This is a genomic window from Marinobacter sp. JSM 1782161 (assembly GCF_011421605.1).
GTDB classification, from domain to species: domain Bacteria; phylum Pseudomonadota; class Gammaproteobacteria; order Pseudomonadales; family Oleiphilaceae; genus Marinobacter_A; species Marinobacter_A bohaiensis.
On the sequence record NZ_WSSA01000002.1, the window covers coordinates 326,322 to 349,789 of the forward strand.

Annotated in this window: 23 protein-coding genes; 12 read left to right on the forward strand and 11 right to left on the reverse strand. The window is 62.8% G+C overall.

All coding sequences use genetic code 11. From position 1 onward, the window contains the following. Nucleotides 1-4 precede the first annotated feature (4 nt). The 4 genes from GQB00_RS01430 to GQB00_RS01445 form a co-directional block, all read right to left on the reverse strand. Nucleotides 5-919, reverse strand: coding sequence for a carbon-nitrogen hydrolase (locus GQB00_RS01430; RefSeq protein ID WP_165854980.1), 915 nt, complete (start codon nt 917-919; stop codon nt 5-7). Beyond that, nucleotides 916-1,950 carry an agmatine deiminase family protein gene (locus GQB00_RS01435; protein WP_165856486.1) on the reverse strand — a complete coding sequence of 345 codons (1,035 nt, stop codon included), beginning with the start codon at nt 1,948-1,950 and terminating at the stop codon, nt 916-918. Before GQB00_RS01435 ends, GQB00_RS01430 begins: the two co-directional genes overlap by 4 nt. A 208-nt stretch (nt 1,951-2,158) precedes the next feature. After that, nucleotides 2,159-2,485, reverse strand: coding sequence for a hypothetical protein (locus GQB00_RS01440; RefSeq protein ID WP_228276644.1), 327 nt, complete (start codon nt 2,483-2,485; stop codon nt 2,159-2,161). 111 nt (nt 2,486-2,596) lie between these two features. Then, complete coding sequence (locus GQB00_RS01445) at nt 2,597-3,199, reverse strand: PilZ domain-containing protein (protein ID WP_165854981.1); 603 nt, start codon at nt 3,197-3,199, stop codon at nt 2,597-2,599. A 176-nt stretch (nt 3,200-3,375) separates the two neighbouring features. Between GQB00_RS01445 and GQB00_RS01450 the strand changes: the two genes are divergently transcribed. Both GQB00_RS01450 and lolD read left to right on the forward strand, forming a co-directional pair. After that, nucleotides 3,376-4,617: a lipoprotein-releasing ABC transporter permease subunit gene (locus GQB00_RS01450; protein WP_111496458.1), complete on the forward strand. Its 1,242-nt coding sequence runs from the start codon at nt 3,376-3,378 to the stop codon at nt 4,615-4,617. Continuing rightward, nucleotides 4,610-5,326, forward strand: coding sequence for a lipoprotein-releasing ABC transporter ATP-binding protein LolD (gene lolD, locus GQB00_RS01455; protein ID WP_111496457.1), 717 nt, complete (start codon nt 4,610-4,612; stop codon nt 5,324-5,326). Before GQB00_RS01450 ends, lolD begins: the two co-directional genes overlap by 8 nt. 4 nt (nt 5,327-5,330) lie before the next feature. On the opposite strand, the gene GQB00_RS01460 is transcribed toward lolD, so the two are convergent. After that, nucleotides 5,331-5,798, reverse strand: coding sequence for a DUF2062 domain-containing protein (locus tag GQB00_RS01460; protein ID WP_228160579.1), 468 nt, complete (start codon nt 5,796-5,798; stop codon nt 5,331-5,333). 169 nt (nt 5,799-5,967) lie between these two features. Here GQB00_RS01460 and GQB00_RS01465 point away from each other — a divergent pair, with 169 nt between their 5' ends. From GQB00_RS01465 to murB, 9 genes are all read left to right on the forward strand, one after another. Beyond that, the gene (locus GQB00_RS01465) at nt 5,968-8,304 is read left to right on the forward strand and encodes a DNA internalization-related competence protein ComEC/Rec2 (RefSeq protein ID WP_228276719.1); all 2,337 of its coding nucleotides are present in this window, start codon (nt 5,968-5,970) and stop codon (nt 8,302-8,304) included. Between the two features lie 78 nt (nt 8,305-8,382). Further along, nucleotides 8,383-9,009, forward strand: a complete 627-nt coding sequence (locus tag GQB00_RS01470) for a MotA/TolQ/ExbB proton channel family protein (protein WP_111496454.1) — start codon at nt 8,383-8,385, stop codon at nt 9,007-9,009. 5 nt (nt 9,010-9,014) lie between these two features. Then, nucleotides 9,015-9,437: an ExbD/TolR family protein gene (locus GQB00_RS01475; RefSeq protein ID WP_111496453.1), complete on the forward strand. Its 423-nt coding sequence runs from the start codon at nt 9,015-9,017 to the stop codon at nt 9,435-9,437. 64 nt (nt 9,438-9,501) lie between these two features. Continuing rightward, entirely contained in the window at nt 9,502-11,250 is a 1,749-nt protein-coding gene (gene msbA / locus GQB00_RS01480; RefSeq protein ID WP_111496452.1) for a lipid A export permease/ATP-binding protein MsbA, read from the forward strand. Between the two features lie 5 nt (nt 11,251-11,255). Beyond that, nucleotides 11,256-12,251 carry a tetraacyldisaccharide 4'-kinase gene (gene lpxK, locus GQB00_RS01485; RefSeq protein WP_165854983.1) on the forward strand — a complete coding sequence of 332 codons (996 nt, stop codon included), beginning with the start codon at nt 11,256-11,258 and terminating at the stop codon, nt 12,249-12,251. 17 nt (nt 12,252-12,268) lie between these two features. Continuing rightward, on the forward strand, nt 12,269-12,457 hold the full coding sequence (locus GQB00_RS01490) for a Trm112 family protein (protein ID WP_111496450.1): 189 nt from the start codon (nt 12,269-12,271) through the stop codon (nt 12,455-12,457). Nucleotides 12,458-12,524: 67 nt separating this feature from the next. Beyond that, complete coding sequence (gene kdsB / locus GQB00_RS01495) at nt 12,525-13,322, forward strand: 3-deoxy-manno-octulosonate cytidylyltransferase (RefSeq protein ID WP_111496449.1); 798 nt, start codon at nt 12,525-12,527, stop codon at nt 13,320-13,322. Further along, on the forward strand, nt 13,315-13,794 hold the full coding sequence (locus GQB00_RS01500; RefSeq protein ID WP_165854984.1) for a low molecular weight protein-tyrosine-phosphatase: 480 nt from the start codon (nt 13,315-13,317) through the stop codon (nt 13,792-13,794). Before kdsB ends, GQB00_RS01500 begins: the two co-directional genes overlap by 8 nt. Beyond that, a complete protein-coding gene (gene murB, locus GQB00_RS01505) occupies nt 13,791-14,846 on the forward strand; it encodes a UDP-N-acetylmuramate dehydrogenase (protein ID WP_165854985.1) in 1,056 nt (351 codons plus the stop codon). The genes GQB00_RS01500 and murB overlap by 4 nt, the downstream gene beginning before the upstream one ends. Nucleotides 14,847-14,941: 95 nt before the next feature. Here the strand turns inward: murB and GQB00_RS01510 are convergent, their stop codons facing one another. The 6 genes from GQB00_RS01510 to GQB00_RS01535 all read right to left on the reverse strand — a co-directional run bounded on the left by GQB00_RS01510 (nt 14,942) and on the right by GQB00_RS01535 (nt 21,548). Continuing rightward, entirely contained in the window at nt 14,942-15,643 is a 702-nt protein-coding gene (locus GQB00_RS01510; protein WP_165854986.1) for an NrdJb, read from the reverse strand. A 29-nt stretch (nt 15,644-15,672) separates the two neighbouring features. Then, on the reverse strand, nt 15,673-17,814 hold the full coding sequence (locus GQB00_RS01515) for an adenosylcobalamin-dependent ribonucleoside-diphosphate reductase (RefSeq protein ID WP_165854987.1): 2,142 nt from the start codon (nt 17,812-17,814) through the stop codon (nt 15,673-15,675). Between the two features lie 541 nt (nt 17,815-18,355). Continuing rightward, nucleotides 18,356-19,150 carry an ABC transporter ATP-binding protein gene (locus GQB00_RS01520; RefSeq protein ID WP_165854988.1) on the reverse strand — a complete coding sequence of 265 codons (795 nt, stop codon included), beginning with the start codon at nt 19,148-19,150 and terminating at the stop codon, nt 18,356-18,358. Between the two features lie 4 nt (nt 19,151-19,154). Beyond that, entirely contained in the window at nt 19,155-20,051 is an 897-nt protein-coding gene (locus GQB00_RS01525; protein WP_111496443.1) for an ABC transporter permease, read from the reverse strand. 18 nt (nt 20,052-20,069) lie between these two features. Then, nucleotides 20,070-21,038 carry an ABC transporter substrate-binding protein gene (locus tag GQB00_RS01530; RefSeq protein WP_165854989.1) on the reverse strand — a complete coding sequence of 323 codons (969 nt, stop codon included), beginning with the start codon at nt 21,036-21,038 and terminating at the stop codon, nt 20,070-20,072. A 141-nt stretch (nt 21,039-21,179) separates the two neighbouring features. After that, a complete protein-coding gene (locus GQB00_RS01535; protein WP_111496441.1) occupies nt 21,180-21,548 on the reverse strand; it encodes a hypothetical protein in 369 nt (122 codons plus the stop codon). A gap of 252 nt (nt 21,549-21,800) precedes the next feature. Between GQB00_RS01535 and GQB00_RS01540 the strand changes: the two genes are divergently transcribed. Beyond that, nucleotides 21,801-23,468 carry an AMP-binding protein gene (locus GQB00_RS01540; protein WP_165854990.1) on the forward strand — a complete coding sequence of 556 codons (1,668 nt, stop codon included), beginning with the start codon at nt 21,801-21,803 and terminating at the stop codon, nt 23,466-23,468.

The window sequence follows — 23,468 nt, forward strand, 5'->3', positions numbered from 1 at the left end:
TCCATCAATCTCGCACCCGCTTGAGGATGTCGCCATAGGCGTCGATGCGGCGGTCCCGCAGGTAGGGCCAGATGCGGCGGATGGACTCGCTACGGTCCCGGTCGATCACCGCGTGCAGGATGGATTCCCCGGCGTCGCCCGCGCGGGCCAGGAACTCGCCCTGAGGGCCGCAGATGAAGCTGTTGCCCCAGAACCGGATGCCGTCGCCAATACCTTCCGGGTGCGGCTCGGTTCCGACGCGATTGGGCGCGATGACCGGCAGGTTGTTGGCCACGGCGTGGCCGCGCTGCACGGTCACCCAGGCTTCAAGCTGGCGTTGCTGTTCGTCCGCTTTGTCGGTGATGTCCCAGCCGATCGCGGTGGGGTAGATCAGCAGCTCGGCGCCGGCCAGTGCCATCAGGCGGGCGGCTTCGGGATACCACTGGTCCCAGCAGACCAGGAGGCCCAGCTTGCCCACCGAGGTGTCGATCGGGGTAAACCCGCTGTGGCCGTCGTTGAACTGGGCGTCGCCAGGTGTGAAGTAGAATTTCTCGTAAAAGCCGGGGTCGTCCGGAATATGCATCTTGCGATACAGCCCGGCGAGGCTGCCGTCACGCTCAAACACGACGGCCGTGTTGTGGTAGACGCCGTTCATGCGGCGCTCGAAGATTGAGCCCACCAGTACGACGTCGAGCTCTCGGGCCAGGCCGGCCAGATGCTCGGACGTGGGGCCGGGGATGGGCTCGGCCAGGTTGAATGTGTCTGTATCTTCGTTCTGGCAGAAATACAGGGTGGCGTGCAGTTCCTGCAGGACCACCAGTTGAGCGCCATCGGCCACAGCCGCGCGGATCAGGCGCTCGGAAGTGGCCAGGCTTTCGTTTTTGTCCGGGCTGCAGGCCTGCTGGATGGCAGCGACCCGGAGTTGGCGTGTATCGGTCATGGGGTGACGACTCCTGCCGGCACCTGCATGGTGACGCAATGCAGGCTGCCGTGCTGTTCGATCAACGGGCGGCAGTTGATGGGGATAATCTCCCGGTCCGGGAAAATGTCGCCGAGGACGCGGATGGCTTCGTCGTCCTGGGGAACGTCGTAGACCGGAAGCAGAACCGCATCGTTGATGATCAGGAAATTGGCGTAGGTCGCCGGCAGGCGTTCGCCGTCTTCGCCGTAGCAGGCTTGAGGCCAGGGTAGGGCGGTCAGGCGGTAGGGGCGGTCATCGGCCGTGCGAAATTGCCTGAGTTCATCCGCCATGGCCTGCAGGGCCGGGTAGTGTTCGTCTTCCTGGTCGTCGCAGGCCACGTAGGCGATGTGGTCGGGCGCACAGAAGCGGGCCAGGGTATCGATGTGGCTGTCGGTGTCGTCACCGGCAAGGTAGCCGTGATTGAGCCAGAGCACACGCTCGGCGCCCAGGGTCCGCGCCAGCATGCCCTCGATGCCGCTGCGATCCAGGTCGGGATTGCGGGCGGTGGCCATCAGGCATTCGCTGGTGGTCAGGATGGTGCCCTGTCCGTCGGATTCAATGGAGCCGCCCTCGAGTACGAAGTCCACCGCTGTCAGCGGCGTACGGCCGAACAGGCCGGCTTCGCTCAGCAGGCGATTGAGAGCGTCATCCTTGCGCCATTCGAACTTGTCACCCCAGGCGTTGAAGCGGAAGTCGAGCAGCTGCACCTGGCCATCTTCCTCAACCGCGATGGGGCCGTGGTCGCGCGCCCAGGTGTCGTTCGCCGGAGCGGCGGTCGCCTGTACCCGGCCCGGCAGTGCGTTGGCCTGCGCCCAGGCGTTGAGTGAGTCCCTTACCCTGGACAGGCGGTCGGCCTCCTCGCAACTGAGTACGAGGTGTTCGTGGCGCAGCACGGCTTTGGCAATGTCACGGAAAGCCGATTCTACGGTATCCAGGCTGTCTTGCCAGTCAGTGCCGGCGTGGGGCCAGGTCAGCATAACGGCACTTTGCGGTGCCCATTCGGCGGGCATACGGCGGAAGGTACTCAAGCTCTGTTCACCTTTTTCCGGTCGTGGTGCCGCCTGGCCGTTGATTTGAAGCCTGTTTCAGGATGGGGCGGTCACCTGGGAAGTCGCTATTCTACCTGCTTCGGGGGCGGGCGCCAGCGGCCCTGGCCGTTCTCTGACAGCGTTTTCGGATTTCACTGACGCGCCGGGTTTTACGATCGCCCCACCGTTGTTATTCGGGCTTTTTTACCGAATGGATGACATGGTCGTATTCGAAATAAACCACGAAATCGTCGTAGACCCATTGTGTGATGGGCGGATCGCCCACCGGCCCCTTGACGGTCTGTGGCTGGCCGTAGTCGCTCTGCACCTGCTGCTGGGGCTGGCCGTGACGGGGCATCTGCACCTGCTTACGGTCCGCGCCCTGCTGCATGACCGGTGTCTTGAGCTCATCGGCGGCGACGCTACCGGCGGCGCCCCACAACAGGCCGCCGGCCACCAGAGCCATGGTGGCCCGAGCCATTGTGCGACGTTGCCCATGCTTTGAATGTCTGTCCATGAATGCGATTTCCTCAGTGACTGCTTGCTACTGCTACGCGTTGTTTTGGTTACGTAAATTTATTATCAGGCCAACAGTACTACAGGTTAAGGTCCCAAGAAACGTTTGCGCTTACCCGGTATGGGCCGGGTCGTCGGCAATGTCGACCCGTTCCCGTTTCCGCTGGCGGACCTGCCAGCGCATGACGTGGCGGGCAATCTGCTGGCGGTCGGCGTCGTCAATCTGGCGGAAATCGGCGTGGGCCCAGGGTGCGCCTTCGGGATCCTCGCGAATCGAGACGACTTCGGCCACGGCAACCGGACGGTAAAGTTCCGGTGGCAGGGTCATTCGGACGGCGATGGCGTCGCCCGGTGAAAACGCCGCATCGGCCAGGGGAAAGGCGATGCCCCCCTCACTGAGCGTCACATCCCGCCATTGCTGCGGTTGCAACGGATTTTGCTCAAAGGCCATAATGCGCGCCAGCGTGTCGACCTTGGTGTTCAGGGATTTCAGCAAGTTGGCGAGCAGGCGATCTTTTTCCGCCAGGCTGGCGAGCTGATTGCGCACATCCTGGTCGACCCGGCGCAGCTCGGAATGCAGTGCCGCCAGGTGGTCAGGGTCGAAGGGACGCGTCGTATCTTCCGGCGGATCCGGTTCCAGTGGGCGGACCTCCAGGCCGATGTGATCCTGGATTCGGTAGTATTCGCGGCGATCATCGCTTGCGTTCGGAGCCATGCCTTGCACCTCGTACTTCCTGTCGGTTGGCTGTGGGTTGGCACTGGTAGATGCTTGCGGGCCCGCAACCGGGTTTCCGGACCCCAAACGGTAAGCACGATTCAAGTTTAACAGCTGGACCGATCCGTTGGGGCGGTTAACAGCACGGACTTCAGGGAAGTGGTAGGCCCTCATTAATGTTCAAACCCTTAACCTTTTCCATCGGTCTGCGGTACACCGCGGCCAAGCGACGTAATCATTTCATCTCCTTCATCTCGCTGACCTCGATGCTGGGCCTGATGCTGGGCGTCGCCCTGCTGATCATTGTGCTGTCGGTGATGAACGGCTTTGACCGCGAGTTGCAGAACCGGATCCTGGGCATGGTGCCGCACGCCACGATCCAGGGGCAGAGCACTGTCGATGACTGGCAGCGGCTGGATCGCATGGCCACCGAGGATCCCGATGTCCTGGCGGCGGCGCCGTTCATCCGCGGGCAGGGCATGATGACCGGCTCCGGGAACGTCCACGGCATCCTGCTCAACGGCATCGTGCCGGACGAAGAACGCCAGGTGTCGATCATCGACAAGCACATGCAGCAGGGTTCGCTGGACGATCTCAAGTCCGGCGAGTTCGGCATTATTATCGGTCGTCTGCTGGCGTCGAGCCTGCGGGTGGGCATCGGCGACAAGGTCACCGTTGTCATGCCCGAGGCGTCGATCACCCCGGCCGGGGTGTTGCCGCGACTGAAGCGGTTTACCGTCAAGGGCGTCTTCAGTGTCGGTGCCGAGCTGGACGGCAACTATACCCTGATCCACATGGACGATGCCGCCAAGCTGATGCGCACCGGGGGCAAGGCCCAGGGCGTGCGACTGCTGGTGTCCGACCTGTTCAAGGCGCCCGGTGTGGCTGAGCGGGTCGCGCGCAGTCTGGGGGGGCGCTACTACGTGTCCGACTGGACCCGCACCCACGGCAACCTGTTCCAGGCCATCCGGATGGAGAAGACCATGATCGGCCTGCTGCTGATGTTCATCGTCGCCGTGGCGGCCTTCAACGTGGTGTCGACCCTGGTCATGGTGGTGACCGACAAGACCGCCGACATCGCCATCCTGCGCACCATGGGGGCCACCCCCGGACGCATCATGCGCATCTTTATCGTGCAGGGCGCGATCATCGGCGTGGTCGGCGTGCTGGTGGGCACGGTGCTGGGCATCCTCGGTGCCGAGAACATCAGCGCCATCATCAGTTGGCTCGAAGGCGTAATGGGTCACAAGTTCCTGAGTCCGGACGTGTACTTCATCAGTTACCTGCCTTCCCAGCTAGAATGGGAAGACGTGTTCATTATCAGCGGGTCGGGCCTGATCATGGCCTTACTGGCAACCATTTATCCGGCATGGCGTGCGTCCCGTGTCGATCCGGCGGAGGCTTTGCGCTATGAGTAATGCGGTACCATCCACGCAAGCGGCCGAAGCACCGCTGGTTATCGACTGTCAGACCATTACCCGGTCTTACCGGCAGGGACCGGAAACCCTGACCATCTTCTCCGACATTTCCCTGGAAGTGTCCGCCGGGGAGACGGTGGCCATCGTGGGTAGCAGCGGCGCGGGTAAAACCACGCTGCTCAACCTCCTGGGCGGTCTCGACAAGCCATCCTCCGGGCACATTTCGATCTGTGGCGCCGATATTCACGCCATGCGGGAGAAGGTTCGGGCGAAGTTTCGCAATCGCCAGCTTGGCTTTGTCTACCAGTTCCATCACCTGTTGCCTGAATTCACGGCGCTGGAAAACGTCATGATGCCCTGTGCGCTGGCGGGGCAGTCCATGTCCGAGGCGCGTCGCAAGGCCACACGGATTCTCGAACAGGTGCGCCTCGGCAGCCGGCTGGAACACAAGCCTGGTGAGCTGTCCGGCGGGGAGCGTCAGCGTGTGGCCATTGCCCGGGCGCTGGTCAACGAACCGGAATGCGTGCTGATGGATGAGCCGACCGGCAATCTGGATGAGCATACCGCTCGCGAAGTGCAGCACCTGATCGAATCATTGCGGGATGACTTGGGAATCGCCTTCGTGGTGGTGACCCACGACATGGGCATCGCGCGCCAACTGGGACGGGTGTTGCGACTGGAAGAGGGGCGCCTGGTCGAGGTCGATTGATCGCTCAGGCCGACTGGCGCAGGTCACGGCGTTTGCGCCAGTCGCCCCGTACTTTTCTCCGCCACAGGAACTGGATCAGCAGGTAGCTGATGCAGGCGCCGATAACGCCCATCACGATCGACCCGAAGTAGAGCGGCACGCCGATGTCGATCAGGCGCTCACAGAGCCAGTGCCACGACAGGTGGAACTCGAAGTCGAGAACCGGACGGCCCAGCAGCCAGGCGCCTACCTTGTAGTTGAAATAGAACATCGGCGGCATGGTCAGCGGGTTGCTGATCCAGACGAGGATGATTGACAGCGGCAGGTTGGCGTTGAACCAGATCGCAAAGAAGCCGGCCGCGACCATCTGGAACGGCATCGGGATAAAGCAGAAGAACACGCCAACCAGGAAAGCGCGACTGACCGCGTGGCGGTTGATGTGCCACAGGTTGGGCTCATGCAATACGTCGCCCAGAAAATGCAGGGCCTTCATCTCCCTGATTTTCTCCGGCGTGGGCATGTGCCGTTTTATGAACCGTTTCGGCATGGCGTGATTGTCGGTCGTCTTCCGTCGTTGGCAAATGACCTTCTGAGGGTCAACTCTGCCGTTATTATGGATGAAGGGGCAAGGATTGCCCGGGAGTTTCACCGTGCGAGTCTGGATGACGGCGTTCGCGGGCGGCGTAATCTTACTGTATAGCCTTGACGAAATACCACCGTGGCCGGTCTTCGTAATTGCCGCGATCATGGGCATCGGCCTTTGGCGGATTGGGCACCGTTGCCGCCGGATTGCGCCCTGGGTGTTGGGACTGGCCTTCGGCCTGGCCTGGGCCGGGTGGCACGCTGGCGCACGCATCGATTCGCGATTGCCGGCGAGTATGGAAGACAGCGTCTGGCAGGTCCAGGGTTATCGCTGCAGCCTGGTGTCGCCCGGCGCCTACGACAGTCTTCGCTTCGATTTCTGCGTGACCGGGTGGGTCGCACAACCGCCGTCGGTGACCACTGCTCCCAAACGTCTCCGTCTGGCGCTCTACGACGAGGACCCGCCACCCGACCTTCCCATGCGGATGCAATTGAGTGTTCGCCTGAAGCGCCCCCATGGCGCGGTTAATCCGGCTGGCTTCCGTTACGAAACCTGGCTTTTCCGGCACGGATACGATGCGACGGGCAGCGTCCGTGAGTGGCGCGAAGCCGATGTTCCCTGCTGGCTGACGTGCCGCTACCACACCCTGCGCGAGGATCTCGCCGGGACTCTACGGGACCGCCTGGGCGGCATGGACGAATACCGGTTGCTGGAAGCGCTGCTGCTGGGCGAGCGGGGGCGGCTGACGCCCGCTGACTGGGACCTGTTCAAGGCCACCGGCACTTCCCACCTGATCGCTATTTCCGGGTTGCACATCGGTCTGGTTGGCATGCTGGTCGGCGGGCTATTCGGGCTGGTTCAGCGCCGCCTGTCCGGCCGCGGATCAGACGCCCGGCGCCAGCGATGGGTACGGGCGGCCGGGGTGCTTCTGGGGTGTCTGGCTTATGCCCTGGCCGCCGGATTTACCGTGCCCACGCAGCGGGCGCTGGTCATGGCCGTGGTGGCGTCGGTGCTGTACGTCAGGGCTCGGCTGTCCGGAGCCTGGACGGCCTGGCTCTGTGCCCTCTGTTTTGTGCTGCTGATCGACCCGTTAGCACCGCTGGACGGTGGTTTCTGGCTGTCTTTCGGCGCGGTAGCCAGTCTGATCCTGGTGTTTGTGGGCCGGGTGGCGCCTGCCGGTCGCTTGCAGGGGCTGTTGCAGGCTCAGTTCGTGGTGGTGGCGGGATTGCTGCCGGTGATGGCGCTGGCCGGATTGCCGATGGCGCCGCTGGGTTGGCTGGCCAATCTGGTGGCCATTCCGCTGGTGTCGGTGCTGGTTCTGCCGGTGGCGTTGGCGGGGGCTCTAATTGCTTTGGCGGTGGCACCTCTGGCGGGCTGGGCCGGGCTGGTGATCGATGCCTGCCTGCAAGCGCTGATGCAATGGCTGTCGTGGGTGGCGGCAATTGCCCCGGAGCCCGTTGCTGTACCGCTGCCACTGGCGGTGCTGCTTGCCTCGCTGGCGGTGGTGGCGCTGTTGCCGCTCCGCTGGCCCGCGCGCGCCGGCCTGTTCTGCGTAGCGGTGTTTGCGATTGCCGGTTGCGTGGTGCCGGGTCGCACGTCGGCACCCGCCGCCAACGACCGCATAATGGAACCGGAGCTCTGGGTCTGGGATGTGGGGCAGGGGCTGGCCGTCACCTATCGCGAGGGCGCCCGGGTGCTGCAATACGATTCCGGGCCCGGCTCGGCATCCGGCTATACGGCGGTCGAGTCGGTGTTGTTGCCGGTCTACCGGGCGCTGGGTATCGGCAGGCTGGACTGGCTGGTGATCAGCCACGGCGATGCCGATCACGCCAGCGGCCTGGATGATCTGCTGGATAAGGTGTCCAGCGACCGGTTTATCAGCGGTGAGCCCGGACGGGTGACTGACCGCATCGAACGGCATCATCGCGCGATTGGACCCTGTCACGGAAGCGGTCAACTGGGGCAGGCCAGACTGTCCTTCTGGCGGGATGCGCAGGCGGAACCCGGCAACGCGTCGTCCTGTGTGCTGGTTATCCAGCGCGACGGCTGGCGGGTCGTGCTGCCCGGCGACCTGACGGCGGAGGAGGAACGGCGTTGGCTGGCGCAGCATCGCGATGAGGCCCGCAGCCGTACGATTCTGGTGGCGCCGCATCATGGCAGCGCCACATCGTCCAGCGAGGCCTGGATCCGGGCGCTGGCGCCTGACGTGGTGGTGTTCGCCGCCGGTTACCATCACCCTTACGGCCATCCGGCCCCGGAAGTGGTGCAGCGTTATCGGGCTGCCGGGGCGCGTCTGTTCAACACGGCGACGGCCGGGGCGGTAAGAATCCGGCTGTCGGAGTCCGGCGTTCAGGTCACCCCCTGGCGCAGCGACGTCCCGTTCTGGGTCGAACCGTTTACAGACGCTATACGATGAAGGTCCCGCCAGGGTGTGGCGCGCGGGGCGGCCTGTGCTAAAGTAGCGCGCGGCTGTTCATTATCAGGGAGATAAAGCGTGTTAGAGCTTCTTCAGGCGGGTGGCATCATCATGGTGCCGATTGTTGCGTGTTCCATCCTCGCCCTGGCTATCATTCTCGAAAGATTCTGGTCCTTGCGCGAATCCCGCGTGGCACCACAGGAAACCATCAACGAACTGTGGCGCTGGATCAAGAAAAAGGAGCTGAACGCGCGCAAGCTCAAAGCCCTGCAAGGTTCCTCCCCGATGGGCCGCGTTCTGGCCGGTGGCCTGATGAACGCCAAGCACGGTCGCGAGATCATGAAGGAAAGCATCGAGGAAGAGGCCAGCCAGGTCATTCACGACCTTGAGCGTTTCCTCAATCCGCTGGGTACCGTGGCCACGATCACGCCGCTGTTGGGTCTGTTGGGCACGGTGATCGGCATGATCAAGGTGTTTGCCGAGATCCAGTTGGCCGGCGTCGGCAACGCCGGCAACCTGGCCGGAGGGATTTCCGAGGCGCTGATGACCACCGCCGCGGGCCTGAGCGTGGCGATTCCCGCCCTGATCTTCCACCGCTACTTCATCCGCCGTGTCGATGCGCTGGTGGTGAGCATGGAGCAGGAAGCCATCAAGTTGGTGGAAGTGGTCCACGGTGACCGCGAAATTGACGTAGAGGGAGCTTGAGCGTCGTGAAGTTCAAGCGCCAGAGAAGCCAGGAAGTCGGCGTTGACCTGACCCCGCTGATCGACGTCGTGTTCCTGCTGTTGATTTTCTTCATGGTGTCGACCACCTTCACTCGGGAGAGTCATCTGCAGGTGGACCTGCCTGAAGCGGACGGCAAGGTGTCGGAAGCCCCGGTCGAGCAGGTGGATGTGGTGATCAATGCCGAAGGGCAGTATTCGGTCAATGACCGCCGCCTGGTCAACAACCAGCGCGACACACTGCAGAAAGCCGTGAAGGATGTGTCGGGAGGCGACTCCAAGCTGCCGTTCATCATCACGGCCGATGCCCAGACCCCCCACGAATACGTTGTCCGGGCGATGGACGTGGCTGGCCGACTGGGTTTCGTCAAACTCAGTATCACCACCGAACGTCCCTCGGATGGCGAATAAATCCAGTGCCCTGGCGTACCGCCGGGGCGCGTGTACAGACCGACCATCTTAACGGAACCCGACTATGACAGCGGACTCCGCATCCAACTGGCAGACGTACAAGCGTCTGCTGTCCTACGTTAAGCCCTTCTGGGTCGCCTTCTCCCTCGCCGTGTTCGGCAACATGATCTACGCCGCTGCGTCCACTGGCATGGCGGCGGCCATGGAATACGTCATCAACGCCATTGAGAACCCGACCGACCAGAATCGCATGCTGCTGACCGGGATGATCGTGGGCGTGTTCGCTCTGCGCGGGCTGGGGACTTTTCTGGGCCAGTACTTCATCAACTACGTTGGCCGGCACGTGGTCAATGCCCTGCGTAACCAGGTGTTTGACCGCCTGCTCAAGCTGCCTTCGCGTTTTTTTGACGACCATTCCTCCGGGCACCTGGTGTCCAAGCTGACCTTCAACGTCGAGCAGGTGGCCGATGCCACCACCAGCGCGGTGACCATCACCCTGCGCGAAGGGCTGACCATCATCGGCCTGATGAGCTTCATGCTTTATACCAACTGGAAGTTGACGCTGATTTTTGTCGCCCTGGGGCCGGTGATCGGTTTCGTGGTGAGCTACGCCAGCAAGCGCTTCCGCAAACTGAGCCGCCGTATCCAGGGTTCCATGGGGGACATTACCCATGTGGCGTCCGAGTCGATCGGCGGCTATCGCGTGGTACGGATTTTCGGTGGTGAAGGCTACGAGCGCGATCGTTTCTATGCCGTCAGCGGTCGCAATCTGAACCAGAGCCTGAAAATGGCCTCCACCCAGGCGATCAGTGTGCCGGTGATCCAGATCCTGGTGGCGCTGTCCATTGCCGCGCTGGTGTGGGTCATGCTGGCGCCTGAGATTCGGGGCGGCATGACCACCGGCGAACTGGTCGCTTTCATCACTGCGGCGACCACCATGGCCAAGCCCATCCGTCAGGTCACGTCGGTGCACGCCAAAATCCAGAAAGGCGTGGCGGCGGCACACGATGTGTTCGAGACGATCGACGAGGTGCCGGAAAACGACACGGGCACCTTCGCGCCGGAACGCGTCAAGGGCGATATCAGCCTGCGTGACGTGCGTTTCCGCTACCGCGACCAGTTGGATGACGTTCTCAAGGGCATCGATCTGGAGATTCCGCAGGGCCAGAGTGTGGCTCTGGTGGGGCGCTCAGGCAGTGGTAAGTCCACCCTGGTCAGCCTGTTGCCGCGATTCTATGAATACACTGGTGGCGACATCCTGATTGACGGTGTTCCCCTGACCGATTTCAGTCTGGAAGCGCTGCGTCGACAGATCGCCCTGGTGACCCAGAACGTGGTGCTGTTCAACGACAGTATCGCCGCAAATATTGCCTACGGCGCGCTGCGAGACTGCAGCCGCGAGGAAATCCGCGAGGCCGCCGCCAAGGCCCACGCGCTGGAGTTCATTGATCGCATGCCGGAAGGCATGGACACCCTGATCGGCGACAACGGCGTGATGCTGTCCGGCGGTCAGCGCCAGCGTCTCGCCATTGCCCGGGCGTTGCTCAAGGATGCCCCGATCCTGATTCTGGATGAGGCCACCTCGGCGCTGGACACCGAGTCCGAGCGGCATATCCAGGAGGCCCTGGATGTGGTGATGAAGGGGCGTACCACGCTGGTCATCGCGCACCGGCTGTCGACCATCGAGAAGGCTGACCGCATCCTGGTGATGGACAATGGCCAGATCGTGGAATCCGGCAACCACGAGGCGTTGCTGGAGCAGGGCGGTATCTACGCCCAGCTGCACCAGACCAACTTTGCCGAGGCCGGCTGAACACCATGATCCAGCGCCTCTGGTATGGAGCCGGGCGGCCGCTCTGGTTCCTGTGGCCACTGGCCTGGCTCTACCGCTGGGTCAGTCGGCGTCGGCGGCAGGCCTATGCTGACGGTCACAAGGCGTCGGCTCGGCCGCCGATCCCCGTCATCGTCGTGGGCAACATCACCGCCGGCGGCACCGGCAAGTCCCCCCTGACACTGGCGCTCGTCGATCATCTGCGACAGGCCGGCTGGCGGCCGGCGATTGTCAGCCGGGGTTATGGTGGCAAGTCCGATCGCTATCCCCTGGAAGTCACCCGCGATACGCCGGCCAGCATCAGTGGCGATGAGCCCCGGATGCTGTTGGAGCAGGCCGGGGTGCCGGTGGTTGTCGATCCCAGGCGTGCCCGGGCCGCTGTCTGGGCCCATGATGAAGGATTGGCGGACATCCTGGTCTGCGATGACGGCCTGCAGCACTATGCCCTGGGGCGCGATCTCGAAATCGCGGTGTTCGACGGTCAGCGCGGGCTGGGCAACGGGGCCCCGATTCCTGTGGGCCCGCTGCGTGAAGGGCCGGAACGCCTGGCTGACGTCGATGCCGTAGTGTTCAACGGCAGTCCGGTGGCGGGCATTCATCATTCCCAGACGGCGGTCATGCAGTTCCAGTCGGTGCACCTGAAAAATCTGGTCAGCGGTGAGCGGGTGCCGGTGGACTGGTTGCAGGGGCGCTCGGTGGCGGCCGTGGCCGGTATTGGCAACCCGCAGCGGTTTTTCCAGGCCCTGGAAGCCCTCGGGGCCCGGGTCGACGGTCACCCGCTGCCGGATCATCACACCTTTGAGGCGCGCGATCTCCAGCGACAACCGCAACAGGCATTGGTCATGACCGCCAAGGACGCCGTAAAATGTCGGGAACTGGCCGATGCCGACTGCTGGTCGCTTGAAGTTCGCGCCACCTTGCCGGATGCTTTCTGGAGTTGGCTGGATCAGCGTCTGGCCGCTCTGGTCCAGCGTCCGGCCTGACAGTGAGAGAAACGAATATGGACAAGAAACTGGTAGCCATGCTGGCCTGTCCGGTGTGCAAGGGTGAGCTGCACCTGACCGAGAACCGGGAGGAGTTGATCTGCCGGCCCGACGGGATGGCCTTTCCCATCCGTGAGGGGATCCCGGTGATGCTGGCCGTCGAGGCCCGCACCTTGACCACCGACGAGCGCCTGGAAAAGCGCTAGGGCGGTCCGGGGCCGGTCACAGACTGGTCCCGGGCGAATCCGCAACACCACCGAGTCAGGAACGACCATGTCTTTTACCGTAGTCATTCCCGCCCGCTATGCGTCGACCCGTCTGCCGGGTAAGCCGCTGCTGGAAATCGGCGGGCAAACGATGATCGAGCATGTTTATAACCGTGCCTGTGAGAGCGAGGCCGGCCGGGTGATCATCGCCACCGACGACGAGCGCATCGCCACCGCTGCCGAAGGTTTCGGGGCGGAAGTGGTGATGACCGCCGCCAATCATGCCTCGGGCACCGACCGACTGCAGGAAGTGGCCGACACCCTGGGCTTCGGCCCGGAGGAGCGTGTGGTCAACGTGCAGGGGGACGAGCCGCTGATTCCGCCTGTGCTGATCAACCAGGTGGCCCAGAACCTGGAGCGCTACCCGGACGCGGACATCGCGACCCTGTGCGAGTCCGTTGAATCCCCCGAACTGGCGCTCAACCCCAATGTGGTGAAAGTTGTTCGCGGCCTGGACGGGTTCGCACTCTACTTCAGCCGCGCGCCGGTGCCCTGGGCGCGCGAGCATTGGCCCGATCTGGCCGGCGCCGCGGCGGCCGGTATGCCGACCGGCATTCGGTACCTGCGGCATATCGGCATCTACGGCTACCGGGTGCGCCTGCTGCACGACTTCGTGCGCTGGCCGGCGTCACCACTGGAACAGGCTGAGTCGCTGGAGCAGCTGCGCGCTCTGGAAAACGGTGCTCGCATTCACGTGGACGTGGCCTCCGAACGGCCTGCCGGCGGTGTGGATACCCCTGACGACCTGGAGCGGTTACGCCGCGCCTTTGCCGACGGCCTGCTGGAGGTTGAGCAGGATGCCTGATCCGGTCCGCGTACTGTTCGTCTGCATGGGCAATATCTGCCGCTCGCCGACGGCGCATGGTGTTTTCCAGGCCCGGGTGGAGCAGGCCGGTCTTGCCGACTCTATCGAGATCGATTCCTGCGGCACCGGCGCCTGGCATATCGGCGAGCCGCCCGACGAGCGCGCCATGGCGGCCGCCGGCAAGCGCGGATACGACCTGTCGACCATTCGCGCCCGCCAGTTGAAATCGGCGGATCTGGATCATTTTGACTATGTGCTGGTGATGGATCGCGACAACCTGGCCCGAAGTCGCAGCCTGGCCAGTTCACGACGCACCCAGCCCGAGCTGTTCCTGACCTACGCCGGCGACAGCCCGGTCGATGAGGTGCCCGATCCCTATTACGGTGGCGGCGACGGCTTCGAATTTGTGCTCGACCTGGTGGAGTCGGCCTGTGACGGCCTGATCGATCACATCCGGGAGCACCGGCTTTGACCGGGAAGCCGTTTGAACCGGCCGCCAACGTGAGCCTGCAGTCCCGTAACACACTGCGGCTCCCGGCCGAAGCGGCCTGGTACGCGCGCGCCGGTGATGTGACCGAACTGCGTCGTGCACTGGACTGGGCGGATCGACAGGATCTCCCGGTGCTCCTGCTTGGTGGCGGCAGCAATCTGGTACTGGCCGGGGATTTCCCGGGACTGGTGTTGCGTGTGTCCCTCGGCGGGCGCTGCTGGAGCGGCGTGGATAATGGTTCCGCGATCCTGGAAGTGGGCGCCGGCGAGAACTGGCACGAAACGGTGATGTACTCGGTGCGTTCGGGCTATCGCGGCCTTGAGAACCTGGCGCTGATTCCCGGCACGGTGGGGGCGGCGCCGATTCAGAACATTGGCGCCTACGGTGTGGAACTGTCCCACGCCTTGGTCGATGTGAGCGTCTGGGACCGGGAGCAGGGCGCCGAGCGCGTACTGACGTGCGAAGAGTGCGCCTTTGGCTACCGCGATAGTCTGTTCAAGCGCCAGCCGGAGCGTTATGTGGTCCTGAAAGTGCGTCTGCGTCTGTCCAAGCGGGCGCCGTTGAGACTCGGCTACCGGGATCTGGAAGAATTCTTTGACGGTCAGGCCATTGACGCGCTCACCGCCGAAGACGTGGCCCAGGCCGTGATCCAGGTGCGCAGCCGCAAGCTGCCGGACCCGGATTTCCTGCCCAACGCCGGCAGCTTCTTCAAGAATCCGGTGGTGTCGTTGGAGCAGTTCGAATCCCTGCGACAGCGCTTTCCCGACATCGTGGCCTATGTTGGCGAGGACAGTGCCAAACTCGCCGCGGGTTGGCTGATCGACCAGTGTGGCTGGAAAGGTCATCGTGACGCCCACGTTGGTGTCCACAATCGTCAGGCCCTGGTACTGGTGCACCATGGTGACGGACAGGGCGGGGAATTACTGGGGCTGGCCTCGCGTATCCGCGACGATGTCCAGGCCCGTTACGGCGTCGCGCTGGAGGTCGAGCCGCGGATTTTTCCGGTGTCGATGCGGGAGGAGTTCCGTTTTTAGTGTCCCGCGAGCAACAAAACGCCTAGCAACAAAACGCCTAGCAACAAAAAAGCCACCCTCGGGTGGCTTTCTCGTTTGTGGCGGTGCGACTCAGATCAGCCGCACTTGCTGTCGCCACAGGACAGGCAGGTGGCGCAGCCATCCATAACGATGACCGCCTTGGTGTTGCACTTGCCACACATGGTGGCGTTGGCCGGGTAGTCCCCGCCGCCGCTGTCTTCGTTATTGGCGGACTGGCGCGATTCGAACTCCGCCCGCTTCTCGGCCAGAACGCGCTTGGTGACGTCGCTCATCTCGTCGCTTTCGATCAGGCCGATGGCCTTCATGTGCTTCTCGATCACGGCGCCGATCTCGGCCACCAGGGACGGCATGAAGACGCCGCCTTTCTTGAAGTAACCGCCGTTCGGGTCATACACCGAGCGCAGCTCCTCCACCAGGAAGGTCACATCGCCACCCTTGCGGAACACCGCGGAAATGACGCGGGTAAGGGCGATGACCCACTGGAAGTGCTCCATCGACTTGGAATTGATGAACACTTCGTACGGCTGACGGCTCTCGTGGTCCGTGTCCTCATTGAGCAGGATGTCGTTGATGGTGATGTACATCGCGTGCTCGGCCACCGGCGGCTTGATCTTGTAGGTGGTTCCCAACAGGAAATCCGGGCGCTCGATGTGCTCGTTCATCTCGATCGGCGCATTATCCTGCGCGGATTCGGCGGCCTCGTTGCTCTTCGGGGCGTCTTCCCCGGCCTTGGCGACCCGGTAGCCCACGATGTTCTTTTCAATCTTAACAGTCATCTTTCTGTGTCCTGTGCTGTGGTGACGGATCAGTACTTGCCGTAGGTGCCTTCTTTGAGGGCGTCGAACAGGTTGGCGGCGGTGTGGACCTCACCGTCGTACTCCACCTCTTCGTGGCCCTTCAGGCTCACCTTGGAACCGTCATCCAGAGTAAATTCGTAAACCGTGTTCTCCAGGTCTTTCTGCTTGACCAGGACGCCCTGGAAGGCTTCCGGGTTGAAGCGGAATGTCGTGCAGCCCTTGAGACCCTTCTCGTAGGCGTACATGTAGATGTCCTTGAAGTCCGGGTACGGGAAGTCTGTCGGCACATTGGCCGTCTTGGAAATCGAGGAATCTACCCATTTCTGGGCGGCGCCCTGGATGTCCACGTGCTGCGTCGGCGTCACGTCGTCGGATGTGGTGAAGTAGTCCGGCAGCTTGGCTTCCTGGTCGTCCGAGAAGGGCATGGCCTTCGCGTTGATCAGGTGGCGGTAGGCCAGCAGCTCGTAGGAGAAAACGTCCACTTTCTCTTTGGTCTTGCGGCCTTCGCGGATGATGTTACGCGCGTAGTGGTGCGAGAAGCTCGGCTCGATGCCGTTGCTGGCGTTGTTGGCCAGGGACAGGCTGATGGTACCGGTCGGCGCGATCGACGTGTGGTGCGTGAAGCGACCGCCTTTCTCGGCCAGCTTGGTGATCAGCTCCGGCTCCACCTCGCCGATGCGCTGCATGTAGCGGCTGTATTTGGCGTGGAGGATGCGGCCAGGCACCTTGTCGCCTTCCTTGTAGCCGTCTTCGCGCATCTGCGGGCACTTGGCCAGCATCTTACCGGTGACTTCGAACTCGTCGATCATAATCGGTGCCGGGCCTTTTTCCTCGCCCAGGGCGAGAGACTGGCGCCAGCCTTCCACGGCCATCTCGCGCACGACTTCCTCGGTGAAGGCCACGGATTCGTCGGACCCATACGGCATGCGCAGCATGGCCAGGGTGGAGCCCAGACCCAGGATGCCCATGCCGTGGCGGCGCTTGTAGCGGATCTCGTGACGCTGCTCTTCCAGCGGCAGGCCGTTGATCTCAACCACGTTGTCCAGCATGCGGGTGAAGGTACCCACGACCTGGCGGTATTTCTCGTAGTTGAAGCTGGCCTTGTCGGTGAACGGGTAGTCCACGAACTTGGTCAGGTTGACCGAGCCCAGCAGGCAGCTGCCGTAAGGCGGCAGCGGCTGCTCGCCACACGGGTTGGTGGCGCGGATGTCCTCGCAGAACCAGTTGTTGTTCATCTGGTTGACCTTGTCGATCAGGATGAAGCCCGGTTCGGCGTAATCGTAGGTGGAGGTCATGATGCTGTCCCAGATGAACTGGGCCTTGACCGTCTTGTAGATCCGGCAGGCGACCTTGCCTTCGCTGTTGCAGACGTAGCTCTCCTGGATCGGGAAGTCGCGATAGACGAAGCTGGATGTATCGGTCAGGTCCAGGCCTTCCGCCTCGGCTTCCTGCTCGGTAACCGGGAAGGACAGGTGCCAGTCGTCGCCGTTCTTGACCGCCTCGATGAAGTCCTCGGTGATCAGCAGGGACAGGTTGAACTGACGCAGGCGGCCGTCTTCACGCTTGGCCTGGATAAAGTCGATCACGTCCGGGTGGTGCACGTCGAAGGTCGCCATCTGGGCGCCGCGGCGGCCACCGGCGGAGGACACGGTGAAGCACATGCGGTCGAAGATATCCATGAACGACAGCGGGCCGGACGTGGTGGCGCCAGCACCGGCCACGTAGGCGCCTTTCGGGCGCAGCGTGGAGAACTCGTAGCCGATACCGCAACCGGCTTTCAGGGTCAGGCCGGCTTCGTGGTTCTTCTCCAGGATGTCATTCATGGAGTCGTTGATGCTGCCGGAAACGGTGCAGTTAATGGTCGACGTGGCCGGTTTGTGCGCTTCGGCGCCAGCATTGGAGGTTATGCGGCCGGCCGGGATGGCACCGTTCTGCAGGGCCCACAGGAACTCCTTGAAATACTTTTCCCGTTTCGCCTTGCTGGTTTCCACGTCCGCCAGGGAGCGGGCAACGCGCGCATAGGTTTCCTCGATCGTGGCGTCCACCGGATCGCCACTCTTGGTTTTCAGCTGGTATTTGGAATTCCAGATATCCAGCGAAGCATCCTGCATGGGAATGGTGTTCATGAGTTCCTGTACTTTTGCGTTCATTGCCGCCCTCAAAGCTCCGAATGTTCTCTGCTTCAGGCTGCTGTCAGCCTGACCCCGTCCAGGGAGTGCTTCCCTGGCTAAATCCTGATCACTACATCTGGTGTCTGCCTGCGCGACACTCCGGACCATCGCTCGACGCCCCTGAAAGCCTGCTGCGACGCTGTTTGGCGTCGAGAGAGCGGGCGTCGAATCGTGTCGGCTAGTATTGGGTTGGTGGAGAAAAACCCAATATATCGGTCGTTTTCGGGAGAGTATAACAGGATATTGTGGTCTGTGAAGGAAGCGGAAACTATCGGATCGTGCCGGAGAAAAATAAAAATCAATGCAGCGATACTTGCAAACCAGGGAGGTTTGGGGTTCCTTTCCGCCAGGTCGCGGCTACTACATATTGTGTCCGCTGCTCCGATCGCAACCGGCGCCATCGTGTCCTGTCCAGGGGCTGGGGTGTAGCGGGCGCGGGCGCCGATTTGCCAGAAAGAAGCGCAGCGGAATGGGGGCATGCGGGCCGACGCCGAGGCGACGCTGGCCCGCATAGGCGGATTCAGCCCAGCAACAGGCTGTCGTCGGTGACTTCGATGCCGCGCTGTTTCTCAAACAGCTGGAGCAGGTCGCTGACCGTCAAGCCCTGGCGCTCATTGCCCGCAATGTCGAACACCACCTGCCCCTGGTGCAGCATGACCGTACGATCGCCGACTTCCAGGGCCTGTTTCATGCTGTGGGTGACCATCAGCGCCGTTTTCTTCTGCTCGTCGATGATCTGGGTGGTCAGGTCCAGCACGAACGAGGCCGTGCGCGGGTCCAGTGCGGCCGTGTGCTCGTCCAGCAACAGGATGCTGGACGGGTTAAGGCTGGCCATCAGCAGACTCACCGCCTGGCGCTGTCCGCCGGACAGCAGCCCCATCTTGTCCCCCAGGCGGTCTTCCAGACCCAGGTTGAGGCTGGCCAGGCCATCGCGGAAGCGCTTGCGGTAGCGGGATTTGACCGCCGCGCCCAGGCCGCGGGGCATGCCACGCTTGATCGCAAGCGACATGTTCTCGTCGATGGTCAGGTTTTCGCAGGTGCCGGCCAGGGGATCCTGGAACACCCGCGCCACCCGGTCGGCACGCTTGTGGGTGGGCAGGCGGGTGACGTCCTTGCCGTCCACCTCAATGCGGCCGCTGTCCACTAGGACTTCGCCGGACAAGGCATTGAGGAAGGTGGACTTGCCGGCGCCATTGCTGCCGATTACGGTGACGAACTCGCCCTGGTTAACGGTCAGGCTCAGGCCGCGCAGCGCCGGGTTTTCCAGCGGCGTGCCCTTGCCAAAGGTGAGCTTGAGGTTGTCTGCGCTGATCATGGGCTCAGCTCCGGGCGAAGAAGGATTTCACCGAATGCCGGGCATTCGGCAGCACGATGGCCAGGGTCACCAGCACCGCGGTGATCAGGTTCAGGTCCTGGGTCTTCAGGCCGATGAAGTCGGCGTTCAGGGCCAGGGCAATCGCCAGACGGTAGAGAATGGCGCCGATCAGGCAGGCCAGCAGCGCCCGGAACACGGAGCGCGGCGACAGGACGGCTTCACCGCCGATCAGTGACGCCAGGCCGATCACGATCACGCCCACGCCCATGGTGACGTCGGCGGCGCCCTGGCTCTGGGCGAAGAGGGAGCCGGCCATGGCCACCAGACCATTGGACAGGGCCACGCCGAGGATGATCATCCAGCCGGTGGCAATGCCCTGTGCCCGGGCCATGCGCGGGTTGGCTCCGGTGGCCCGCATGGCCAGGCCGACTTCCGACTGCATGAAGCGCCACAGCAGGACCATGACCACGATAGCCACGATCAGGAACAGGATCACCGGTACCTGGTGGAAGGCCAGCCCCAGGTCGTACCAGGGCGTCAGTACCGTGTCTTCCGACAGCAGGGCGATGTTGGGGCGGTCCATGATGCGCAGGTTGACCGAATAGAGCGCGATCATGGTGAGGATCGACGCCAACAGGTTGAGGATCTTCAGGCGCACGTTGAGGATGGCGGTGACGGCGCCCGCGGCCATGCCGGCGAGAATCGCCGCTGCGGTGGCCAGCCAGGGGTTCCAGCCGCCGATGATGAGCACGGCGGACACGGCAGCCCCGAGCGGGAAGCTGCCGTCCACTGTCAGGTCGGGGAAATCGAGTACCCGGAAAGACAGGTAGATCCCGAAGGCAACCAGACCGTAGATCAGCCCGGTTTCGAAGGCCCCGTAGAGGGCGATTTCACTAAGCATGTTGATCCTGCGGCTGTTTTATTCGGTGGTCACGACTTCTTCGGCATCGGCAATGACGTCCGGTGCCAGTTCGACGCCCATACGCTTGGCGGCTTCGGGATTGACGAACAGCGACAGGGCATCAACCCCGCCGACCGGGATGTCGCCCGGGTTCTCGCCGGCCAGGATGCGGCCGACAACCTTGCCGGTCTGGCGGCCCACGTCGTAGTAGTCGAAGCCCAGGGCGGCGATGGCACCGCGGGAAACGGTGGCGGTGTCGGCGGCGAAGACGGGGATCTTGGCGCGCTCACCCACGGAGATTACGGCTTCGGCCGCTGAGACCACGGTGTTGTCGGTGGTCAGATAGATGGCGTCGGTCTTGCCGACCAGGGAACGGGCCGCGCCCAGCACCTCGGAGGTTTTGGTGGCGGCGGCTTTGACCAGGATCAGGCCGCGCGCATCCAGCTTCTTCTCAAGCTGGTCGACCAGTGCCACGGCGTTGGCCTCGCCGGGGTTGTAGACGGTGCCGATGCGCTTGGCGTCAGGCACTACGCGCTGCAGCATGTCCAGGTGCTTGTCCAGCGGCAGCATGTCGGTGATGCCGGTGATGTTGGCGCCGGGCTTCTCCAGGCTCTTGACCAGACGCGCGCCGACCGGATCGGTGACGGCGGAGAAGACCACCGGGATGTTGCGGGCCGCGGCGGCGACGGTCTGGGCGGAGGGCGTGGCAATGGCCACGATCACGTCCGGCTGTTCGCCGACAAACTTGCGGGCGATCTGGGAAGCCACCGCGGTGTTGGCCTGGGCGCTCTCGTGGACGTAGCGCACGTCTTCGCCTTCCTTATAGCCGGCTTCGGAGAGCTCATCCTTGACGCCTTCATAGACGGCATCGAGGGCAGGGTGTTCGACGATCTGGGTGACAGCCACGGTGCGGGGCTCCGCGTGCAGAGCGCCGGCGGCCAACACGAGGCCGGCCGAAATGAGGGCTTTCAGGATAGAGCGGTTCATGCGCTGATACTCCCGGTCCATTATTAGTGATGGGTTTTTATCGGTCGATGAAATACAACAAGCGGGGTCGCTGAAAGGGAGCGGAGTCTACCACAAACCGTAGGTATTGCCTCCTACGGGGATGCCGCACCCGGCAGGCCGTCAGTGGGCGGGGTGGCGGTGCCGGTAGCGGAACTGCGTGCGGAGGTTACGCAGGGCTTTATAGAGGGTGAAGGTGAAACCGCCAACGAACACAAGGGCCAGTCCCGCCAACAGGAGATCCCGGGTGACGCTGCCACTGAGTCCCAGTTGGAACACCTTTAATGCCGCGCCCAGGTGCTGCAACAAAAGGAAGAGGGTGAAACCCAGCCCGAGCAGGCAGGAGCCGATCTGGGTCAGGCTGATCATCAGCGGCGGGATGGTGGCGCGGGCGCCGCAATAGCTGCACTGGAAACGGTCTGTGGCGGTGGGTTCGTCCAGGTGCGAAACCGGATCCATCAGACCCTTGCGGCAGTCAATGCATACATACATAGGGGCATTCCTGTCAGTCCACGTGCAGGCATTATGGCCGGAATTCAGGAAACATGCCGGGAAATGGTCACAATTTGTCCGTTGGGCGCGCTACCTGGTTGAGCGGGCGGGGGATTCGGTCTATCGTCAAATGGGCCGCTTGCAGTTGGTACCATCGGTGATTGGGCGGAGCGGCACTGCAGTGGTCCAGTTCAGCGACAAAACCGTGACAAAGAACACGTGAATTCCAATAACAATAGACAAGGAACTTCCATGGACACCAACAATAAACTCCCCCTGGAAATGCTGTATTACTGGGAATCGGCCAAGGCCGGTGACGTCTACATGTCTCAGCCCATGGGCGACGGCCATGTGGTGGATTTCACCTGGCGCCGGGCGGTCGGTGAGGCTCGCCGGATGGCGGCCTATCTCAAATCTCTCGACCTGCCCGCGAAAAGCCGCATCGGGATTGTTTCCAAGAACTGCGCCCACTGGATCATGTCGGACTGGGCGATCTGGATGGCGGGCCACGTGTCGGTGCCGCTCTATCCCACGCTGAATGCGGACACCGTTCAGTACACCCTGGAACACAGCGGATGCGAAGTGTTGTTCGTGGGCAAACTGGACGACTGGGAACAGATGAAACCCGGGGTGCCGGCCTCGATCCACTGCATTTCCTACCCGCTGAGCCCGGAAAATGATTTCCCCACCTGGGACGACACCGTTGCCGAGTTCGCTCCCGTGCAGGAAAACGTGACGCGGGATCCGGAGGAGATGGCGACGATCATCTACACGTCCGGCAGCACTGGCCGGCCCAAAGGGGTGATGCTCAGTTTCCAGAACCTCGCGTTTGCCTCTCTGGGCGGGGTCGAAGCGCTGGAAGTGACGGCCAGCGAGCGCATGCTGTCCTATCTGCCGCTGTCCCACGTGTTCGAGCGTTTCGTGGTCGAGCTGGGTTCGATCTACCGCGGTTTCCATATCTATTTCGCCGAGTCTCTGGACACGTTCGTCGAGGACCTCAAGCGAGCCCGGCCCACACTGTTCCTGGCGGTGCCGCGGATCTGGACCAAGTTCCAGCACGGTGTGTTCGAAAAAATGCCCCAGGAAAAGCTGCAGCGTCTGCTGCGCGTGCCGATTCTCAACCGCCTGATCAAGAAGAAGATCCTGACCGGACTGGGGTTGCAGCACGTCAAGTTCGCCGGCAGTGGGTCGGCGCCGTTGTCGCACGATATTCTCGACTGGTACCGGGACCTTGGGCTTGAGCTGCTCGAAGGTTACGGCATGTCCGAGAATTTCGCCTATTCCCATATGACCAAGCCCGGCCGTGCCCGGACCGGATACGTGGGCGAAGCGTTGCCGGGCGTGGACGTCAAACTGAGCGATCAGGGCGAGGTGCTGGTCAAGAGCCCCGCTACCATGATGGGCTACTACCGGGATGAGGAGAAAACCCGCGAGGCCTTTACCGAAGATGGCTACCTGCGTACCGGCGACAAGGGCGAGATCGACGAGCAGGGGCGGCTGCGGCTGACGGGCCGCATCAAGGAGATTTTCAAGACCAGCAAGGGCAAATACGTGGCGCCGGCACCCATCGAGAACCGCCTGATGAGCCATCCCGATATCGAGATGGTGTGCGTCTCCGGCGCGGATCAGCCTCAGCCCCACTGCCTGGTCATGCTCTCGGAGGAGGCTCACCGCAAAACCGCGGACGACGCTTTCCGGATGCAGCTGGAGACCAGCTTCAAGTCGTTGCTCGATGAGGTCAACGGCGCGGTGGATCCTCACGAGCGCCTCAAATTCATCGCCGTGGTTCGGGATGAGTGGAGCATCGAGAACAATTTCCTGACACCTACCCTAAAGCTCAAACGCAACGTCGTGGAGGACGCCTACAAAGTGGAAGCGGATCGCTGGTACGACGAGAAGCAGCCGGTCATCTGGCAGTAG

Excerpts from the sequence above, each read along its gene's own strand:
- GQB00_RS01430 (WP_165854980.1), bottom strand. The coding sequence starts at position 919 with ATGACCGATACACGCCAACTCCGGGTCGCTGCCATCCAGCAGGCCTGC.
- GQB00_RS01435 (WP_165856486.1), bottom strand. The coding sequence starts at position 1,950 with ATGCCCGCCGAATGGGCACCGCAAAGTGCCGTTATGCTGACCTGGCCC.
- GQB00_RS01440 (WP_228276644.1), bottom strand. The coding sequence starts at position 2,485 with ATGGACAGACATTCAAAGCATGGGCAACGTCGCACAATGGCTCGGGCC.
- GQB00_RS01445 (WP_165854981.1), bottom strand. The coding sequence starts at position 3,199 with ATGGCTCCGAACGCAAGCGATGATCGCCGCGAATACTACCGAATCCAG.
- GQB00_RS01450 (WP_111496458.1), top strand. The coding sequence starts at position 3,376 with ATGTTCAAACCCTTAACCTTTTCCATCGGTCTGCGGTACACCGCGGCC.
- lolD (WP_111496457.1), top strand. The coding sequence starts at position 4,610 with ATGAGTAATGCGGTACCATCCACGCAAGCGGCCGAAGCACCGCTGGTT.
- GQB00_RS01460 (WP_228160579.1), bottom strand. The coding sequence starts at position 5,798 with ATGAAGGCCCTGCATTTTCTGGGCGACGTATTGCATGAGCCCAACCTG.
- GQB00_RS01465 (WP_228276719.1), top strand. The coding sequence starts at position 5,968 with ATGACGGCGTTCGCGGGCGGCGTAATCTTACTGTATAGCCTTGACGAA.
- msbA (WP_111496452.1), top strand. The coding sequence starts at position 9,502 with ATGACAGCGGACTCCGCATCCAACTGGCAGACGTACAAGCGTCTGCTG.
- lpxK (WP_165854983.1), top strand. The coding sequence starts at position 11,256 with ATGATCCAGCGCCTCTGGTATGGAGCCGGGCGGCCGCTCTGGTTCCTG.
- GQB00_RS01490 (WP_111496450.1), top strand. The coding sequence starts at position 12,269 with ATGGACAAGAAACTGGTAGCCATGCTGGCCTGTCCGGTGTGCAAGGGT.
- kdsB (WP_111496449.1), top strand. The coding sequence starts at position 12,525 with ATGTCTTTTACCGTAGTCATTCCCGCCCGCTATGCGTCGACCCGTCTG.
- GQB00_RS01500 (WP_165854984.1), top strand. The coding sequence starts at position 13,315 with ATGCCTGATCCGGTCCGCGTACTGTTCGTCTGCATGGGCAATATCTGC.
- GQB00_RS01510 (WP_165854986.1), bottom strand. The coding sequence starts at position 15,643 with ATGACTGTTAAGATTGAAAAGAACATCGTGGGCTACCGGGTCGCCAAG.
- GQB00_RS01515 (WP_165854987.1), bottom strand. The coding sequence starts at position 17,814 with ATGAACGCAAAAGTACAGGAACTCATGAACACCATTCCCATGCAGGAT.
- GQB00_RS01520 (WP_165854988.1), bottom strand. The coding sequence starts at position 19,150 with ATGATCAGCGCAGACAACCTCAAGCTCACCTTTGGCAAGGGCACGCCG.
- GQB00_RS01525 (WP_111496443.1), bottom strand. The coding sequence starts at position 20,051 with ATGCTTAGTGAAATCGCCCTCTACGGGGCCTTCGAAACCGGGCTGATC.
- GQB00_RS01530 (WP_165854989.1), bottom strand. The coding sequence starts at position 21,038 with ATGAACCGCTCTATCCTGAAAGCCCTCATTTCGGCCGGCCTCGTGTTG.
- GQB00_RS01535 (WP_111496441.1), bottom strand. The coding sequence starts at position 21,548 with ATGTATGTATGCATTGACTGCCGCAAGGGTCTGATGGATCCGGTTTCG.
- GQB00_RS01540 (WP_165854990.1), top strand. The coding sequence starts at position 21,801 with ATGGACACCAACAATAAACTCCCCCTGGAAATGCTGTATTACTGGGAA.